The organism is Pseudomonas sp. 43A, assembly GCF_013363935.1.
In the GTDB taxonomy this organism is placed as follows: domain Bacteria; phylum Pseudomonadota; class Gammaproteobacteria; order Pseudomonadales; family Pseudomonadaceae; genus Aquipseudomonas; species Aquipseudomonas crudilactis.
Window position 1 is genome coordinate 5,388,564 of record NZ_CP054880.1, and the last position, 16,939, is coordinate 5,405,502.

Genomic DNA, 16,939 nt, shown 5'->3' on the forward strand with positions numbered 1-16,939 from the left:
ATTCTCTACCTGTTCAGACGGCGGCAATATCTGTGTCATGTTTGAACCGACACCACAGGGGTGGAAGGTCCTCGGGAACCGGCCGGTACTGGCCGATCTCGGACCAGCCGCCAGGGCCATGGAAGTCACTGCCGGCGCTGACCAGCAGACCGAACTCACGGGCAAGGATTGCCAGGCTGCCGACCTGTTCCGCAGGCTGATGGCCATTGACCACCTCAATTGCATGCCCGCCTGCTTGAATATAGTCGGCAATCAGCTTTCGGCGCTTGCTGCGGGTGAAATCGTAGTGCCACGGATGCGCCAGGCTGACCCAGGCCCCGGCGGCCCGCAGTGTGCCAACGGTGTCTTCCAGCGTCGGCCAGTGCAACTTGACGTCACCCAGCTTGCCGGCGCCAAGCCATTTGCGGAATGCCTCGGCGCGATCCTTTACAAACCCTTCACGCACCATCCAGTCGGCGAAATGCGGACGGGCCGGGGCGTTGCCGCTGTCGCCCAGTTCCTGCTGGATTTTCCGCGCGCCTTCGAGGGCACCGGGCATGCCTTTAAGGGCGAGCTTGCGGCTTATTTCTTCCGACCGCAGCCAGCGGCCATCGTGCAACTTGGCGATGGCCTCGACCAACGGCGCGGCGTTGACGTCGAAACCGTAGCCCAATACATGAATGGTCGCGCCGCCCCAGGTACAGGACAGTTCGACGCCGTTGACCAGTTGCATGCCCAATTCGGTCGCGGCCGTGCGCGCTTCGGCGAGGCCCTCGAGGGTGTCGTGGTCGGTCAACGCCAGGACTCGCACGCCGTTCTCGAACGCACGCGCAACCAGAACCGCAGGCGCCAGGGCGCCATCGGAGGCCGTGCTATGGCAGTGCAAATCAACATTCACGGGGAGTTGTAACCTCAAATCAGCTGGCGCTATCGCGCGCCCATATGTTTGTTATTATGCCGCCACATCCAGCTTCTGGCTCTCACTGTGAAACAATTCATCGATTTCATCCCGCTTCTGCTGTTCTTCATCGTTTACAAACTTGATCCACGGGTCGTCGACATCGCTGGCCATGAAGTCACTGTAGGCGGTATTTACAGCGCCACGGCGATGCTGATCATCAGTTCCCTGGTGGTGTACGGCGCGTTGTTCATCAAACAGCGCAAGCTGGAAAAGAGCCAATGGCTGACCCTGATCGCCTGCCTGGTGTTCGGCAGCCTGACGCTGGCCTTCCACAGCGAGACCTTCCTGAAATGGAAAGCGCCGGTGGTCAACTGGCTGTTCGCCGTCGCCTTCATCGGCAGTCACTTCATCGGTGACCGTCTGCTGATCAAACGCATCATGGGCCACGCGCTGACCCTGCCGGATCCGGTGTGGACCCGCCTGAACATCGCCTGGATCGCCTTTTTCCTGTTCTGCGGCGCTGCCAACCTGTTCGTCGCCTTCACCTTCCAGAGTTACTGGGTGGATTTCAAGGTGTTCGGCAGCCTGGGCATGACCTTGGTATTCCTGGTCGCACAGGGCATTTACCTGTCGCGCCATCTGCACGATGCCGATACCACAACAACACCAAAAACCGAGGACTGACATGCTCTACGCCATCATTGCCACCGACGTTGCCAACTCACTGGAAGCACGCCTGGCCGCGCGCCCTGCGCATCTGGAACGCCTGCAAGCGCTCAAGGGCGAAGGCCGCATCGTATTGGCCGGTCCGCACCCGGCCGTCGACAGCAATGATCCGGGCGCAGCGGGTTTCACCGGCAGCCTGATCGTCGCCGAATTCGATTCGCTGAGCGCCGCACAGGCCTGGGCTGACGCCGATCCGTACATTGCCGCCGGCGTCTATGCCAACGTGATCGTCAAGCCGTTCAAGCAAGTCCTGCCGTAACTCTGTCCCCACGCGATGAACCTTGTCAGTTCATCGCGTTCTCAATCGCTCATTATTCTCGTTTGCCTGCCGACAACCTGCCCAATATCCATTTGGAAACAGGTGTCGCGATGCGCAAGGGTCCGTTGTGTCTGATGTTGGTCACGTTGTCGATCATGGCCCCCGCCCATGGTGAGGAAACCACCGAAAGCGGCAGCTCCACGCCATTGTCGTTAAGCGCCGGCAGCCAGATCACCGAGTTGCAGCAGCGCCTCAAGGCCAGCGAGCAGCAGCGGGAAGAACTGAGCAAACAACTGCAAAATGCCGACAACACCCGTGAAAGCGTCCAGCTCGCCCGGTTGCGCCAGGAGAACCAGCGTCTCAAGCTGCAACTCAAGGAAGCCCAGGCCAGCCCACTGCCGCGTCTGTTGACCGAACAACAGCAGTGGTTCGTTACGGGCGCCGGAGTAGCGCTATTAGCGCTGCTCTGCGGTATCTTTGCCAGTGGTGCAAGCCGAAAACGTCGGCAATGGCTAAATTGAGTGAGTCATGAGCGAGCTGTTACTGATTGATGATGACCAGGAGTTGTGCGAACTCCTGAGTAGCTGGCTGAGCCAGGAAGGCTTCCATGTGCGCGCCTGCCATGACGGCCAGAGCGCCCGCAAGGCGTTGGCCGAAACAGCCCCGGCGGCAGTGGTGCTGGACGTGATGCTGCCCGATGGCAGTGGTCTGGAACTGCTCAAGCAATTGCGCAACGACCACGCCGACCTGCCGGTGCTGATGCTCTCGGCCCGTGGCGAGCCGCTGGATCGCATCCTCGGCCTGGAACTGGGTGCCGACGATTACCTGGCCAAACCTTGTGATCCGCGCGAACTGACTGCGCGCCTGCGCGCGGTGTTGCGCCGCAGTCACCCGGCGGCCGTGTCGACGCAACTTGAATTGGGCGACCTGAGTTTCAGCCCGGTGCGTGGTGTGGTCAGCATCGACGAAAAAGAACTGACCCTCACCGTCTCCGAAAGCCGTCTGCTCGAAGCCCTGCTCAAGCAGCCTGGCGAGCCGCTGGACAAACAGGAACTGGCGCAGCTCGCCCTCGGCCGCAAGCTGACCCTGTACGACCGCAGCCTCGACATGCATGTCAGCAACCTGCGCAAAAAGATCGGCCCGCATCCGGACGGCCGCCCGCGCATCGTCGCCCTGCGCAGTCGCGGTTACTTCTATAGTCTGTAGGTTTTGTCAGGTCAGCGCTTGAGCGTCTTTACCGAAGCTTTACGCAGCGCTGACCGCCGCTGACCTTGATCTCCGTAATCTGTACTCATCCGGAACGTACCGGGAACGAGACAAGGAGATACACCATGCGCAAGACTCTTATCGCTCTGATGTTCGCTGCCGCTCTGCCAACCGTCGCCATGGCCATGCCGCAAGACGGCGGCCCGATGGGGGGCCCGCTCGACGGCCCACGCCACGGCGGTCAGATGCACGGCATGCACGGCAAAGGCCCGTACAGCCAACTCGACCTGTCCCGCGAACAGCGCGAGCAGATCCGCAAGATCATGGGCGAGCAGATGCACGAGCGTAAGCAAGTGGTCGACAAGTACCTGGAAAAACTCTCGCCGGCTGACCAGAAAGCCATGAAAGACGAGATGGCGGCCAACCACAAGAAAGCCGAAACCGATGTCCGCGCCGTGTTGAAACCGGATCAACAGAAGAAATTCGACGAGACCCAGAAGAAGCAAGCCGAACGTCGCGCCGAATGGGCCGAGTTCAAGGCGTGGAAAGCGCAACAGGCGCAAAAGGCGCAATAATGATCTAACTTCAGGCCCGACGGCTCCCCCCGTCGGGCCTGTTTTCACCCGTTGAACTGTGGGAGCGAGCTTGCTCGCGAATGCGGTGTATCAGACGCAGAAATGTTGACTGACACACCGCATTCGCGAGCAAGCTCGCTCCCACATGGGTTCTGCATTGCTTTGAGGATTTTCTGTGCGTTCATTGTTCTGGCGTATTCTCGCGAGCTTCTGGCTGGCCATCGCTCTGGTGGCCGGGTTGTCCATTCTGCTCGGGCATATGCTCAACCAGGACGCGTGGATCCTCAGCCGCCATCCAGGTCTCAACACCCTTGCCGGCGAATGGACGCAAACCTATGAAGCCCAGGGTGAAGAAGCCGCCCAGGACATTCTCGAACAGCGCAAACGCCAATATCACATCGACGTTCAGGTGCTCAACGAATCCGGCGACCCGGTAGTGCGCGGCACCTTCCCGCGCCGCGCCGCCGCTTTTGAGGCACGCCAGAACAACGATGACCGACGCTTGCCATGGCGGCGCCTGACCGATGAGTTCACCAGCGAAAAAACCGGTGACACCTACCTGTTCATCTACCGCATCCCGCACCCGGAACTCGATTCCTGGCACCGGGAAAGTCTGCTTTGGCCACTGAGCGCGCTGGGCATCGCGCTGGTGGTGCTGACGCTGTTCAGCCTGCTGGTGACCTTCTCCATCACCCGCCCGCTCAGCCGTTTGCGCGGCGCGGTGCATGATCTGGGGCAGACCACCTATCAGCAAAACAGCCTGGCGAAACTGGCCAACCGTCGCGATGAATTCGGCGTACTGGCCAATGACTTCAATCGCATGGGCGCACGTTTGCAGAGCCTGATCGGCAGTCAGCGGCAGCTGTTGCGCGACGTGTCTCACGAATTGCGCTCGCCGCTGGCGCGGTTGCGCATTGCCTTGGCACTGGCGGAACGGGCCAACCCCGAAGAACGCGAGAAACTCTGGCCACGGCTGACCCGTGAATGTGATCGGCTGGAAGCGTTGATCAGTGAAATTCTGGTATTGGCGCGAGTCGATGCTGACAATGCCAGTGCTGAAGAGGTGGATTTGAATGCACTTCTCGGCACGCTACAGAAAGACGCGAAGCTTGCATCCCCCGAGCAGATTGTCCGTCTCGATGCCGAACCGCAGTTGAACCTCAAGGGCTGGCCGACCATGATCGAGCGCGCCGTCGATAATCTGCTGCGCAATGCCCAGCGCTTCAACCCGGAGGGTCTGGCGATTGAAATGCAAGCCTCGCGTCAGGGTGAAAAAATCATCGTCAGCGTGCGTGACCATGGGCCGGGGGTGCAGGCCGAACATTTGAGTCAATTGGGCGAGCCGTTTTATCGGGCGCCGGGGCAGACGGCGGCGGGACATGGCTTGGGCTTGGCGATTGCGCGAAGGGCGGCGGAGCGCCATGGTGGGAGTCTGACGCTGGCCAATCATCCGCAGGGCGGGTTTATTGCGAGTCTGGAATTGCCGCTTGTACCCGGAGCTATCGTTCAACCCTGAAAGCCCCCTCACCCCAGCCCTCTCCCGGAGGGAGAGGGAGCCGGCCGAGTTGTCTTGCGTCAGACATCGACCTGAAACACCGCGTTGATTATGGATTCTGAATCCGTAATCAACTCTGTATTCGAATTGAGCCGAAGTCGATTCTGGATTCCACGAAGATCGCCCACGTCGGCGTACCTCTAAAGCATCCCCCAATCAGTCCCCTCTCCCCCCGGGAGAGGGTTAGGGTGAGGGGCTTTTGATCTTCAGGCGATGGCGGGCCAGGCGCTGACGAACTCGGTCAGGTCGACCTTCTCAGCTACGCGAGGCTCTTTCTGCGGCGTGCCAAGGTAAAGAAACGCAATCACCTCTTCACCTTCCGCCAGCCCCAAACCTTTGGCTACGTGCTGCGAATAAGCCAGATCCCCCGTGCGCCAAACCGCACCGATCCCCTGCGCATACGCCGCCAGCAAAATCCCGTGCGCCGCACACCCGGCCGCCAGCAACTGCTCAGCCTTCGGATATTTAACGTGCTCCTGCAATTTAGCGATCACCACAACCACCAGCGGTGCACGTAGCGGGCCGTTGCGGGCCTTGTCGATCATCGCTTCGGTGACTTCGCCTTCCTGCATCTGTGCAGCCTCGGCCAGCAACTCGCCCATCTGCTCGCGCGCTGCGCCTTCGACGGTCAGAAAGCGATACGGCTGCAAATGCCCGTGATCCGGCGCGCGCAACGCTGCGCCAAACAGGGCTTCGCGCTGCTCGGCAGTGGGGGCCGGTTCGACCAGTCGTGGAACGGAAACACGGTTGAGCAACGCGTCGAGAGCCTGCATCGGCCACCTCCTGAAAAATATGTGCGGCTATTCTAGCTTTATCTGTACACAGGATGCCGGTTTACATGCCCTGCCCCACGGGTAGAATGGCGCCCTTCTCACATCAGCCCGAGCGGACTTCATGGCGTTGCCGACCTTACGGATCATTGGTTTCATTATCGGCATCTTCCTGATCACCCTGGCCGTGGCCATGGTCGTGCCGATGGCCACCCTGGTGATTTTCGAACGCACCAGCGACCTGCCGTCGTTCCTCTGGGCGAGCATGATCACCTTCGTCGCCGGCCTCGCACTAGTGATTCCCGGCCGCCCGGAGCACATTCACCTTCGCCCGCGCGACATGTACCTGTTGACTGTCAGCAGTTGGCTGGTGGTGTGCATTTTCGCCGCGCTGCCGTTTCTGCTGACCCAGCACATCAGCTACACCGACTCGTTTTTCGAAAGTATGTCGGGCATCACCGCGACCGGCTCGACCGTGCTCAATCATCTCGACGACATGTCTCCCGGCATCCTGATGTGGCGCTCGTTGCTGCACTGGATCGGCGGTATCGGCTTTATCGGTATGGCGGTAGCGATTCTGCCGCTGCTGCGTATCGGTGGCATGCGCCTGTTCCAGACCGAATCCTCGGACCGCTCGGAAAAGGTCATGCCGCGCTCGCACATGGTGGCGCGGTTGATTGTGGCCGCATACGTCGGCATCACCATCCTCGGCAGCCTCGCGTTCTGGTGGGCCGGGATGAGCCCGTTCGACGCGATCAACCATGCAATGTCGGCAATTTCCACCGGTGGTTTCTCGACCTCCGACCAATCCCTGGCCAAGTGGACGCAACCAGCGGTGCACTGGGTGGCGGTGGTCATCATGATTCTTGGCAGCCTGCCGTTCACTCTGTACGTGGCGACCTTGCGCGGCAATCGTAAGGCGCTGATCAAGGATCAACAGGTGCAGGGTTTGCTCGGGATGCTGCTGGTGACCTGGCTGGTGCTCGGCACCTGGTACTGGTGGACGACCAACCTGCACTGGCTGGACGCCTTGCGTCATGTCGCGTTGAACGTGACCTCGGTGGTCACCACTACCGGCTTCGCCCTCGGCGACTACAGCCTGTGGGGCAACTTCTCGCTAATGCTGTTTTTCTATCTGGGCTTTGTCGGCGGTTGTTCCGGTTCGACGGCTGGCGGGATCAAGATTTTCCGGTTCCAGGTCGCCTACATACTGCTCAAGGCTAACCTTAATCAGTTGATTCACCCACGCGCGGTGATCAAACAGAAGTACAACGGCCATCGCCTCGACGAAGAAATCGTCCGATCGATTCTGACTTTTTCGTTCTTCTTCGCCATCACCATCTGCGTGATCGCCCTGTTGCTGTCGCTGCTCGGCGTCGACTGGATGACTGCGCTGACCGGCGCCGCCAGTACCGTGTCCGGCGTCGGCCCGGGCCTTGGCGAAACCATTGGCCCGGCGGGCAACTTCGCCACCCTGCCGGACGCGGCCAAGTGGATCCTGTCGTTCGGCATGCTGCTCGGCCGACTGGAGATCATTACGGTGTTTGTGCTGTGTATTCCGGCCTTTTGGCGTCATTGATCGCACTCGGCGCCTGCAACAACCGCGTCCGGTAATCGCCGGGCGTGGTATCGAACCAGCGGCGGAACGCACGAAAGAAGTTGCTCGGGTCGGCGAAACCCAACAGATAGGCAATCTCCAGCAAGGTCATGCTTGGTTGCGCCAGATACTGCTCGGCCAGTTCACGGCGGGTGTCATCGAGCAACTGCTGAAAACTCGTGCCCTCCTCCTGCAAGCGGCGCTGCAAGGTACGCTGCGACAAATGCAGGGTCTGCGCCACGGTATCGCGCTTCGGTTCGCCTTGTGGCAACAACCGGCACAGCACCTGTCGCGCCTTGTGGGTCACACGACTTTCGGAAAACCGCGCCAGATATTCCCCGGCAAACCGGTCATGCAACAGCGCCATCGCCTCGTTGGCGGTGGGCAGCGGCGCCTCCATGTCGGCGCGTTCGAAGATCAGCGCATCGTACGGCGCGTTGAACACCAACGGCGCGTGGAAGGCTTGTTTGTAGGGTTGCAGATTTTCCGGCTGATCACCCTGCACCAGCACTTTGACCGGATGCAGCGTGCGCCCGGTCAGCCAGCCGCACAGGCCCAGCGCACAGGCCAGCGAGGCTTCGGCGCTTTGCCGGGTCGGCGGCAGATGGTCGCCGTGTACGGTCAGAATCAGCGCGTAACCTTCTTCCAGCAGACGGAAGCTCAGGTCGGCACTTTCGGCGATGATCCGCTGATAGCGCACCAGTCGCTGGAAGCCTTCGGCCAGAGTATTGCTCGACATCAATGCGTAGCCGGCGACATGAAACGACGCCGGTCGCACCACTTTGCCCATGTTCAGGCCGATCGCCGGATTGCCGGACAGCTCGACCGCCCGTTGCCACAGGCGAGTCATGGAATCTTGCGGGAAACGCGCATCCGGATCATCCAGAGCCGTGTAATCAAGCCCCAGTTGCTTGAACAGAACCCGGCAATCCAGGCCGTCCATCTCCAATGCTTTGACAATCCCCATCGCCCAGCTTGCAGAAGTCGTTCGTTCGCTCATGGCGTTTTTCTTTTACATGAGGGGCCGCATGTTACGGCCTGATTTGCGAAGGATACTAAAGTGGCGCCGATTGTCACTGGCCCACGCCAATGATCACTCTAGACTCAAATAAGCTACCCGCAGAACAACTCGTCGCCAGAACAATAACCACAGAGAACGCGGTCGTGGAAAACATCAAGCATTTCAGCAGCTTCGCTGAGTTCTATCCGTATTACCTCAGCGAACACAGCAACAGCACCTGCCGGCGCCTGCATTTCATCGGCACCTCGCTGGTGATTTTCATTCTCGCGATAACCATCGCCAACGGCGCCTGGCTGCTGTTGTTGGCGCTGCCGCCGGCCGGCTACGGCTTCGCCTGGGTTGGCCACTTCTTCTTTGAAAAGAACCGACCGGCAACTTTTCAGCATCCGCTGTACAGCCTGCTCGGCGACTTTGTCATGTACCGCGACATGATTCTGGGTCGCGTGGCCTTCTGAAAACCGACAACGAGGACGGCCGATGCACGCCAATGCCCGCTTCACCCATATGAAGGACGGTACACAGGAAGACTGGGCGATCATCGCCGCCGATTTCAGTGCCTACGCGAAACAGTTGCCGTCCCGGATCATGAGCCATCTGAAGCTGCTCGAAGGTGATTTCGGTGGTTTCCCGGTGGATCGCCTGACTCATTCACTGCAAACCGCGACCCGCGCGCTTCGTGACGGACGCGACGAGGAATACGTGGTCTGCGCCTTGTTGCATGACATTGGCGACACCTTGGGTTCGTACAACCATCCGGACATTGCAGCGGCGATTCTCAAGCCGTTCGTCAGTGCCGAGAATCTGTGGATGGTCGAGAAGCATGGGGTATTTCAGGGTTACTACTTCTTTCATCATCTGGGTATGGATCGGCATCTGCGCGAGCAGTTCAAGGAGCATCCGCAGTTTCAGGCGACCGCCGAGTTCTGTGCCAAATACGATGCGGCGGCGTTTGATCCGGGCTATGACACGCTGCCTTTGAGCTTTTTCGAACCAATGATGGAACGGTTGTTTGCGCAGCCGAAGAACTCGATTTACAAAGCTGCAATGGAGGAACACAGCCCCGCCTGAGAACGCCACAATCCAAAATGTGGGAGCGAGCCTGCTCGCGAATGCGGAGTGTCAGGCGACACGGCTTTGCGTGATTTATCGCTTTCGCGAGCAGGCTCGCTCCCACAGGGTTCTCTTTCGCTCAGGCGAGTTCGGCGACTTTGGCCGCCTTTAGCTCCGCCTCCCGCGCCTGCGCATCCGCCAGCCGATACAACTCGATCGTACCGTCCCAATGCTCGATCAACGCGGTGCACGACTCCACCCAATCACCGCAATTAAGGTAATCGACCTCGCCCACCTTGCGGATTTCGGCATGGTGAATGTGCCCGCACACCACACCATGCAACTCGCGCTTCACACACTCGTGGGCAATGGCTTCTTCAAAATCACTGATGAAACTCACCGCCGTCTTAACCTTGTGTTTCAGGTACGCCGAGAGTGACCAGTAACCGTAGCCATACCGCGCCCGCCAATGGTTGAGCCAGCGGTTGAGGGTCAGGGTGAATTCGTAGGCGGAGTCGCCGAGGAAGGCCAGCCAGCGGTGATAACGGGTGATGACATCGAACTGATCGCCGTGAATCACCAGCAGATGCCGACCATCGGCGGTGACATGCACCGCCTCGTCGACCAGTTGGATATTGCCCAGAATCAGCTTCGAATACCGACGCAGGAATTCGTCGTGGTTGCCGGTGACGTAGATCACCTCGGTGCCGCGCTTGCTCATGGTCAGCAAACGCCGGATCACGTTGGTGTGCGCCTGCGGCCAGTACATACCGCCGCGCAGTTTCCAGCCGTCAATAATGTCGCCGACCAGATAAATCTTGTCGGCGTGATAGCCCTTGAGAAATTGCGACAAGTGCTCGGCCTGACAATCTCGCGTGCCCAGGTGCACGTCGGAAATCCACAGGGTTCGCACCCGTTGTTTGCGACTGGGTCTGGCGAGCTCGGCGCTGGTCATGGGCAACCCTCTGCGATGTTTTCGCCACTCTGCGCGTGCCCGGTTAATCGACCATGACAAACATGAGTCAGTCCTGTGACAACGCATCCGGCGTGCGCCGGTGTAGACTGACGACCACTTCGGAGACGACCTGCCATGCGACCGATCCTTACCCTGCGCCAGTACACCCACGATCTGATCGTGCACAGCCACGAGCACGCGCAATTGGTGTTCGGCCTGTCCGGTGCACTGGATTTCGAGGTCGAGGGTTGTGGCAGTCAGGTGCGTCAGCAGAGTTTCGTAGTGATTCCGTCCGGCGCTCATCATGCCTGCGGCAGTCCCGACGGCAGCCGCTGTCTGGTCCTCGACATCCCTGAGGGGCAATGGGTGAAGGACTCACTGGGTGAGCACGCCGAGGCCAGTCAACGCTTGCTCGATCAGCCCGCGCGCTTGTCGCTGGATTCAGGACAAAGCCAGTTGGTCAGCTGGCTGGCGAACAGCCCGGTGAGCGATCCGTTGATCGCGCAGCAAGGCGCGGTATTGCTGCTGGCCAGTCTCAATCACACGCAACCTGGCGAACTCGTCGCACGTCGCCTGCCCTACGCCGCGCTGGATGCGCACATCGAGCAAAACGCCGCTTATCCGCTGCAAGTCGCCGATCTTGCCCGCGTGGCCGGGTTGTCCAGCGCGCGCCTGCATGCACGGTTCATGGCCGAATGCGGGCAGACGCCGATGGATTACATCCGCAGTCGGCGCCTGCATCTGGCGGTGCAAATGCTGCGCGACACGGTTTTGCCAATGGGTGAAATTGCCAGTCGCGTCGGCTACAACTCGCAGAGTGCCTTCTCAGCTGCCGTCCTTCGTGAGTTCGGCTCATCACCCGGACAGCTTCGGCGCGATTCCTACGACAAAAGACGATAGTCTGCCGACAGACTTATTGGCCTCGACGCGCTTCAATACAGGAGCTGCCGCAGACGAACGATGTCCGTCTGCGGCAGCTCCTGTATTTGAATTGTGTTTGAGATAGAAGGATTGCAATGACTCCGCGTACCGCCCTCGGCGCTCTGCATATCGGCGCCTTGATGTTTGGCCTGACGGGTGTGTTCGGCAAACTCGCTGCCGCCTCCCCCGCTGTGATTGTCTTCGGGCGCGCCGCTTTCGCTGTGCTCGCCCTGGCGTTCTTCGCCCGCTTCGCCAGCCAGAGCGGCTGGCAGAAACTGCAGGCCGTGGACTGGCGGCGTGTGGCCCTCAGCGGCGTGTTGCTGGCCGGGCACTGGGTGAGCTTCTTCCTGTCTGTGAAGATCGCCGGTGTCGCCATCGCAACATTGGGTTTTGCCAGTTTCCCGGCCTTCACGGTGATTCTCGAAGGGCTGATTTTCCGCGAACGCATCCGTGCCAATGAAATTCTGCTGGTGGTGTTGGTCAGCATTGGCCTGATTCTGGTGACCCCGGCCTTCGACCTGGGCAGCGGCGCGACCATCGGTTTGCTTTGGTCGGTGCTGTCGGGCCTGCTGTTCTCGCTGCTGTCGCTGACCAACCGCGCCAGCTCCGGACGCATCCCGGCGGTGCAGGCAGCGTTGTGTCAAAACGTCGTGGTGGCCCTGTGTCTGCTACCGGTCGCGGCGCCGCAACTGAGCGAAGTCCGGGCACTGGACTGGCTGTGGATCGCCCTGCTCGGGGTGTTCTGCACCGGCGTCGCGCACAGCCTGTTCGTCGCCAGTCTGGCGGTGATCAAGGCGCGCACGGCAGCGGTGGTGTTTGCGCTGGAGCCGGTCTACGGCATCACCGTCGCCTGGCTGCTGTTCAATGAAAACCCGACGCCGAAGATGCTGATTGGTGGCGCACTGATCATTGTTGCCATCGTCGTGTCAGCACGGATGTCCGGCCATGCCGACAAGAAAACCGCCGCCGAGGCCGCGTCTCACTGAGTGCGGTCGTTGTGGCCGAGGTCGCGCTCAGGATCGATCTGATCGCGAACTCGCTGCTTAAGCACCTTGGCTTCCGGGAAGCCGCCGTCCGCCTTGCGTTCCCAGATCTGCACGCCGGCGCAGGTAATCTGAAACACTCCGCCCGTGCCGGGCACCAACGAGACCTTGCCGAGGTCATCGGCAAAGGTGCTGAGCAGTTCCTGCGCCAGCCACGCGGCGCGCAGAAGCCACTGGCATTGGGTGCAATAGGTGATGACAACTTCTGCTTTTGCGACAGTCATGTTCGCTGAAACTCCTGAGACAGAGGGCGCCGCTATAATAGCCGGCTTTAACGCTTGCCCCGAGACTCACAATGCGCCGTCTGCTGTTCTGCCTGCTGCTTGGTTTCCTTCCAGTCTTTGTTCACGCCACTGAGGCGCCGCGACCGAAAGTCGGCCTGGTGCTGTCCGGCGGCGCGGCGCGCGGGCTGGCGCATATCGGCGTGCTCAAGGCGCTGGAAGAGCAAGGCATCAAGATCGATGCGATCGCCGGCACCAGCATGGGCGCAGTGATCGGCGGTCTGTACGCCTCGGGCTACAAGATTGATGAACTGGAAAAACTCGCGTTGAACATCGATTGGCAAGCCGCGCTGTCCGACGCCCCACCGCGCGAAGACGTGCCGTTTCGGCGCAAGCAGGATGACCGCGACTTTCTGGTGAAACAGAAACTGAGCTTTCGCGACGACGGCAGTCTCGGCCTGCCACTGGGCGTGATTCAGGGTCAGAACCTCGCACTGCTGCTGGAAAGTCTTTTGGCGCATACCAGCGACACCCGGGACTTCGACAAATTGCCGATCCCGTTCCGCGCCGTGGCTACCGACATTTCCAATGGCGAAAAAGTGGTCTTCCGCAAAGGCCACTTGCCGCAGGTGATCCGCGCGAGCATGTCGATCCCGGCGGTGTTCGCCCCAGTCGAACTCGATGGCCGGCTGTTGGTGGACGGCGGCATGACCGACAATATCCCCCTCGATGTAGCGCGGGAAATGGGCGTCGACGTGGCCATCGTCGTCGATATCGGCACCCCGCTGCGCAATCGCAAACAACTGACCACCGTGGTCGATGTGCTGAACCAGTCGATCACCCTGATGACCCGCAGTAACTCCGAAGAACAACTGGCCGCGCTGAAATCCTCCGATGTGCTGATCCAGCCCGCACTGGCGGCGTTCGGCGTCACCGATTTCGGCAAGGCTCAGGAGATGATCGACGCCGGTTACCGCGCGACCCGAATCCTCGATGCGCGCCTTGCTCAGCTCAAGCCCGACGAATCCCAGGATGCCGAACTCAATGCCGCGCGCTCGCCGGGGCAGCGCACGCCGATCATTACCGCAATCCGCGTCGAGAACGACTCGAAAGTCGACGACGACGTCATTCGTTACTACATTCGCCAGCACATCGGCGAACCACTGGATCTGGGCCGACTGCACTCGGACATGGGCACTTTGTATGGCCTCGACTACTTCGAGCAGGTGCAATACCGCGTAGTGCACAAGGGCCAGGATCACACACTGGTGATCAGCGCCCGGGGCAAACGCAGCGGCACCGATTACTTGCGGGTCGGCCTCAATCTGTCCGACGACATGCGCGGCGACAGCGCCTTCAACCTCGGCGCCAGCTACCGCATCAACGGCATCAACCGCCTCGGCGCGGAATGGCTGACCCGCGCGCAAATTGGTGACAAACAAGAGCTGTACACCGAGTTTTATCAACCGCTGGACGTCGGTTCGCGCTACTTCGTCGCGCCGTATGCTTCGTTCGAAGCGCAGAACGTTGAAGCGGTGCTCGACAACGATCCGATCGCGCAGTATCGCGTCGAGCGTTACGGTTTCGGCCTCAACTTCGGTCGACAGATCGGCAACAACGGCGAAGTACGGTTCGGTGTCGGCGAGGCCTGGGGCAAGGCCGATGTACGGATTGGCGATCAGGATCTGCCGAGTGAAAACTTCAACGAAGGTTTCTATGCCCTTAAATATTCATACGACTCACTGGATAACGTCTACTTCCCTCACGAAGGCAAGGACGTCAGCCTGACGCTGACGCAGTTTGAACCGGGCCTGGGGTCGGACACGCGTTATCGACAGTGGGACTTTAAAATCGACAAAGCCATGAGCCATGGCCCGGACACGCTGATTCTCGGTGGGCGCTACGGGCGCACGCTGGACGACGCCAATGTGGTGACATCGAGTTTTCTTCTCGGCGGTGCGCGACAGTTGTCGGGTTTCCGTGAGGACGCGATTTCCGGACAGAACATCAGCCTGATGCGCGCGGTGTACTACCGCCGGTTGACGCCGCGCTCGTATCTGCCGCTGGATTTTCCGCTCTACGCCGGCGCCTCACTGGAACGTGGACGGGCGTGGAACAATGACAATGAGTTCGACAGTGGCTACATCAACGCCGCGAGTGTGTTTATCGGTTTTGACACGCCGCTGGGGCCGTTGAATTTCAGTTATGGGTTGAATGATGCGAATGAGCAGGCGGTGTATCTGAATCTTGGCCAGACCTTCTGATCAGGGCGCCTGAGAATCCGTCTTCGCGAGCAGGCTCGCTCCCACAGAGGAACGCATTCCAATGTGGGAGTGAGCCTGCTCGCGATGGCAATATTCGATACGCCGCTGAAACATTGGCTTCAGCGAATCCCCGCCAGCAACGTCCGCGCCGTTTGCTTCAACGGCTCATCCCCCTCCTTGAGCAATTCGTTGAGCAACGCAATCGCACTGTCGATGTCACCGTCGTCAATGCACGTCTGCGCCTGTTCGAGCTTTCCGGAATTTTCGTCATGGATCGGCTCCGGCTCCTGCGAATCCAGCGGTTGCAACACCAGTGACGGCTCGGTATCGGCAAATTCATTGAGAAAATCTTCATCCAGCGGCTCGGCCTCCGGCTCGGGGATCCACTCAAGCTCAGCGTCTTCGCTGGTCGCCTCCGGCAACTCGAAGTCCTGAGGCAGTACTCGCAGGCTGGAACCCAGCGCCGAGGTGTCAGCCGACGGTCCGGTTGAGGCCGGGCGGCTGTCCTCCAGATCCCAACTGGAATCCATCGACAACTCGCCCAGATTCAACTCGAAATCATCTTCTGGCACCGGTGGTGCCGGGACAATGGGGGCCGCCGCAATGACCGGCGGCGCGCCGGCCAACGGCGCCGCGCCTGCCAGTTTCGGATGTCGAGCGCGCACATCCTGTAACGTCTGGACAGGCACGCCCAGCTCACGCAAATGACTTTCCTGTTGTTCAAACGCGGCGCTGTCACCCTGGCGCCCCAGTACTTCAAGCAACTGCAAACCGATATCGGTGCGCTCCGGTTCTTTGTGCAAGGCATCGCGCAGCAGCCCGGCAGCTTCGCCGAGTCGGCCATAGGCCAGATAGATCCCTACTGCTTCCAGCACATCACCCGCCGCCGGTTCTTCGCGGTGTTGGGCAGAGACCGGAGCGCTGACTGATCCTGCGTTTTCGGCTTCAGGCAAATCCGGCTCACTGCCCTGCGGCAAAAACGGTTGCGGTTCGTCAGCCGGTGTCTGTTGTTGCCGGCGACGGTGCACAAACAACCCGGCCAGTGCCCCCAGCAACAGCAACAAGCCACCGAGCAATGGCCAGTTCAAACCGTCATCGCTGAACGCGACCGGCGTCACAACAGGGGGCGAAGCCGGTACGGGTGTCACTACAGTCGGTGGCGGCGCTTGCTGAAGCTCGACCAGGCGCGTTTGCAGGTCAATGATCTGCTTCTTGCCGTCGGCAATCTGCACATCTTGTGTCTGCAGTTTTGCATTGAGTTCGTCGACAGTCTTCTGCAGTTGCTGGCCCAGCAACACACTGGCGGCCAATTGCTCGGCCAGCGCATCGGTGGCGGGCGGGGTGGCAGGCGTTGGCACCGAATCGCGCTTGCCCTGCGCTGCCTGCGGCGCAGCCACGGCAGGCTCGACAGTAGGAAAACCGGAGGATTGCGCAAGTGGATCCGGCTCATCGGTGGCCGGCACGATTCCCGGTGAGCCCGGTGGATCGATCAGCAACGTGTATTCACGCAGCAAACGACCATTGGGCTGATTGAGTTGCACCAGGAAATTCAGAAAGGGTTCGTTGACCGGTTTACTGGAGGTCACCCGGATCATCTGGCGATTGCCATGCAGGATCGGAATGAACCTGAGGTCGTTGAGGAAGAACACCCGCTCGACTCCGGCCTCGGCGAATTCATCCGCCGTGGCCAGTCGCACCGCCAGATCGTTTTGCGTCAGCCCGCCGACATCGACCAACGCGATGTCGGCCTTGAGCGGCTGATTGAGGCCTGAATGAACAGTGATATCACCCAGCCCCAAGGCCATCGACCAGGCCGAATAGCTGAATACGCCAGCGACCAGCAGCCATTTGGCGCCACCGCGCAGTACCACGTGCCGACTTGCGAGCATGAGCATC

18 protein-coding genes are annotated in these 16,939 nt (G+C 60.3%); 12 read left to right on the top strand and 6 right to left on the bottom strand.

From position 1 onward, the window contains the following. Window positions 1-13: 13 nt before the first annotated feature. The gene (locus tag HUW52_RS23560) at window positions 14-877 is read right to left on the bottom strand and encodes a PHP domain-containing protein (RefSeq protein WP_175555033.1); all 864 of its coding nucleotides are present in this window, start codon (window positions 875-877) and stop codon (window positions 14-16) included. Window positions 878-964: 87 nt separating this feature from the next. Between HUW52_RS23560 and HUW52_RS23565 the strand changes: the two genes are divergently transcribed. The 6 genes from HUW52_RS23565 to HUW52_RS23590 all read left to right on the top strand — a co-directional run bounded on the left by HUW52_RS23565 (window position 965) and on the right by HUW52_RS23590 (window position 5,162). Beyond that, window positions 965-1,564: a septation protein A gene (locus HUW52_RS23565; protein WP_007919675.1), complete on the top strand. Its 600-nt coding sequence runs from the start codon at window positions 965-967 to the stop codon at window positions 1,562-1,564. 1 nt (window position 1,565) lies between these two features. Beyond that, window positions 1,566-1,865 (top strand): YciI family protein, encoded by a 300-nt coding sequence (locus tag HUW52_RS23570; protein ID WP_016987935.1) that lies wholly within the window; start codon window positions 1,566-1,568, stop codon window positions 1,863-1,865. Between the two features lie 110 nt (window positions 1,866-1,975). Further along, complete coding sequence (locus tag HUW52_RS23575) at window positions 1,976-2,386, top strand: translation initiation factor 2 (protein ID WP_016987936.1); 411 nt, start codon at window positions 1,976-1,978, stop codon at window positions 2,384-2,386. Between the two features lie 7 nt (window positions 2,387-2,393). Next, window positions 2,394-3,071: a response regulator transcription factor gene (locus HUW52_RS23580; protein ID WP_016987937.1), complete on the top strand. Its 678-nt coding sequence runs from the start codon at window positions 2,394-2,396 to the stop codon at window positions 3,069-3,071. A gap of 125 nt (window positions 3,072-3,196) precedes the next feature. After that, on the top strand, window positions 3,197-3,646 hold the full coding sequence (locus tag HUW52_RS23585) for a Spy/CpxP family protein refolding chaperone (RefSeq protein ID WP_175555034.1): 450 nt from the start codon (window positions 3,197-3,199) through the stop codon (window positions 3,644-3,646). Between the two features lie 175 nt (window positions 3,647-3,821). Then, window positions 3,822-5,162, top strand: a complete 1,341-nt coding sequence (locus tag HUW52_RS23590; RefSeq protein ID WP_175555035.1) for a cell wall metabolism sensor histidine kinase WalK — start codon at window positions 3,822-3,824, stop codon at window positions 5,160-5,162. Between the two features lie 245 nt (window positions 5,163-5,407). Here HUW52_RS23590 and HUW52_RS23595 read toward each other — a convergent pair whose 3' ends face one another. After that, the gene (locus tag HUW52_RS23595) at window positions 5,408-5,974 is read right to left on the bottom strand and encodes a nitroreductase family protein (protein WP_175555036.1); all 567 of its coding nucleotides are present in this window, start codon (window positions 5,972-5,974) and stop codon (window positions 5,408-5,410) included. Window positions 5,975-6,095: 121 nt separating this feature from the next. On the opposite strand from HUW52_RS23595, the gene HUW52_RS23600 reads away from it, so the two are divergent. Beyond that, window positions 6,096-7,550, top strand: a complete 1,455-nt coding sequence (locus HUW52_RS23600; RefSeq protein ID WP_016984216.1) for a TrkH family potassium uptake protein — start codon at window positions 6,096-6,098, stop codon at window positions 7,548-7,550. Here the strand turns inward: HUW52_RS23600 and HUW52_RS23605 are convergent. Next, window positions 7,507-8,568: an AraC family transcriptional regulator gene (locus HUW52_RS23605; RefSeq protein WP_016984215.1), complete on the bottom strand. Its 1,062-nt coding sequence runs from the start codon at window positions 8,566-8,568 to the stop codon at window positions 7,507-7,509. The genes HUW52_RS23600 and HUW52_RS23605 overlap by 44 nt on opposite strands. A gap of 164 nt (window positions 8,569-8,732) precedes the next feature. Here HUW52_RS23605 and HUW52_RS23610 point away from each other — a divergent pair, with 164 nt between their 5' ends. After that, window positions 8,733-9,044 carry a DUF962 domain-containing protein gene (locus HUW52_RS23610; protein WP_016984214.1) on the top strand — a complete coding sequence of 104 codons (312 nt, stop codon included), beginning with the start codon at window positions 8,733-8,735 and terminating at the stop codon, window positions 9,042-9,044. A 22-nt stretch (window positions 9,045-9,066) separates the two neighbouring features. Next, a complete protein-coding gene (locus tag HUW52_RS23615; RefSeq protein ID WP_175555037.1) occupies window positions 9,067-9,657 on the top strand; it encodes an HD domain-containing protein in 591 nt (196 codons plus the stop codon). Window positions 9,658-9,778: 121 nt separating this feature from the next. Here the strand turns inward: HUW52_RS23615 and HUW52_RS23620 are convergent, their stop codons facing one another. Beyond that, entirely contained in the window at window positions 9,779-10,594 is an 816-nt protein-coding gene (locus HUW52_RS23620; RefSeq protein WP_007919701.1) for a UDP-2,3-diacylglucosamine diphosphatase, read from the bottom strand. A gap of 135 nt (window positions 10,595-10,729) precedes the next feature. On the opposite strand from HUW52_RS23620, the gene HUW52_RS23625 reads away from it, so the two are divergent. After that, window positions 10,730-11,494, top strand: a complete 765-nt coding sequence (locus HUW52_RS23625) for an AraC family transcriptional regulator (RefSeq protein WP_016984212.1) — start codon at window positions 10,730-10,732, stop codon at window positions 11,492-11,494. Window positions 11,495-11,610: 116 nt separating this feature from the next. Continuing rightward, window positions 11,611-12,501 carry a DMT family transporter gene (locus tag HUW52_RS23630; RefSeq protein ID WP_175555038.1) on the top strand — a complete coding sequence of 297 codons (891 nt, stop codon included), beginning with the start codon at window positions 11,611-11,613 and terminating at the stop codon, window positions 12,499-12,501. Here HUW52_RS23630 and HUW52_RS23635 read toward each other — a convergent pair. Further along, complete coding sequence (locus HUW52_RS23635) at window positions 12,495-12,782, bottom strand: SelT/SelW/SelH family protein (RefSeq protein ID WP_016984210.1); 288 nt, start codon at window positions 12,780-12,782, stop codon at window positions 12,495-12,497. The two genes, HUW52_RS23630 and HUW52_RS23635, sit on opposite strands and share 7 nt — an antisense overlap. Before the next feature lie 71 nt (window positions 12,783-12,853). Here HUW52_RS23635 and HUW52_RS23640 point away from each other — a divergent pair, with 71 nt between their 5' ends. Next, window positions 12,854-15,043: a patatin-like phospholipase family protein gene (locus tag HUW52_RS23640; RefSeq protein ID WP_016984209.1), complete on the top strand. Its 2,190-nt coding sequence runs from the start codon at window positions 12,854-12,856 to the stop codon at window positions 15,041-15,043. Between the two features lie 119 nt (window positions 15,044-15,162). Here the strand turns inward: HUW52_RS23640 and HUW52_RS23645 are convergent, their stop codons facing one another. Continuing rightward, window positions 15,163-16,932: a FimV/HubP family polar landmark protein gene (locus tag HUW52_RS23645; protein ID WP_175555039.1), complete on the bottom strand. Its 1,770-nt coding sequence runs from the start codon at window positions 16,930-16,932 to the stop codon at window positions 15,163-15,165. Between the last annotated feature and the right edge of the window lie 7 nt (window positions 16,933-16,939).

Coding starts and splice junctions, on each gene's coding strand:
- HUW52_RS23575 (WP_016987936.1), top strand. CDS start 1,976: ATGCGCAAGGGTCCGTTGTGTCTGATGTTGGTCACGTTGTCGATCATG.
- HUW52_RS23635 (WP_016984210.1), bottom strand. CDS start 12,782: ATGACTGTCGCAAAAGCAGAAGTTGTCATCACCTATTGCACCCAATGC.
- HUW52_RS23640 (WP_016984209.1), top strand. CDS start 12,854: ATGCGCCGTCTGCTGTTCTGCCTGCTGCTTGGTTTCCTTCCAGTCTTT.
- HUW52_RS23580 (WP_016987937.1), top strand. CDS start 2,394: ATGAGCGAGCTGTTACTGATTGATGATGACCAGGAGTTGTGCGAACTC.
- HUW52_RS23620 (WP_007919701.1), bottom strand. CDS start 10,594: ATGACCAGCGCCGAGCTCGCCAGACCCAGTCGCAAACAACGGGTGCGA.
- HUW52_RS23585 (WP_175555034.1), top strand. CDS start 3,197: ATGCGCAAGACTCTTATCGCTCTGATGTTCGCTGCCGCTCTGCCAACC.
- HUW52_RS23645 (WP_175555039.1), bottom strand. CDS start 16,932: ATGCTCGCAAGTCGGCACGTGGTACTGCGCGGTGGCGCCAAATGGCTG.
- HUW52_RS23630 (WP_175555038.1), top strand. CDS start 11,611: ATGACTCCGCGTACCGCCCTCGGCGCTCTGCATATCGGCGCCTTGATG.
- HUW52_RS23570 (WP_016987935.1), top strand. CDS start 1,566: ATGCTCTACGCCATCATTGCCACCGACGTTGCCAACTCACTGGAAGCA.
- HUW52_RS23595 (WP_175555036.1), bottom strand. CDS start 5,974: ATGCAGGCTCTCGACGCGTTGCTCAACCGTGTTTCCGTTCCACGACTG.
- HUW52_RS23605 (WP_016984215.1), bottom strand. CDS start 8,568: ATGAGCGAACGAACGACTTCTGCAAGCTGGGCGATGGGGATTGTCAAA.
- HUW52_RS23615 (WP_175555037.1), top strand. CDS start 9,067: ATGCACGCCAATGCCCGCTTCACCCATATGAAGGACGGTACACAGGAA.
- HUW52_RS23600 (WP_016984216.1), top strand. CDS start 6,096: ATGGCGTTGCCGACCTTACGGATCATTGGTTTCATTATCGGCATCTTC.
- HUW52_RS23625 (WP_016984212.1), top strand. CDS start 10,730: ATGCGACCGATCCTTACCCTGCGCCAGTACACCCACGATCTGATCGTG.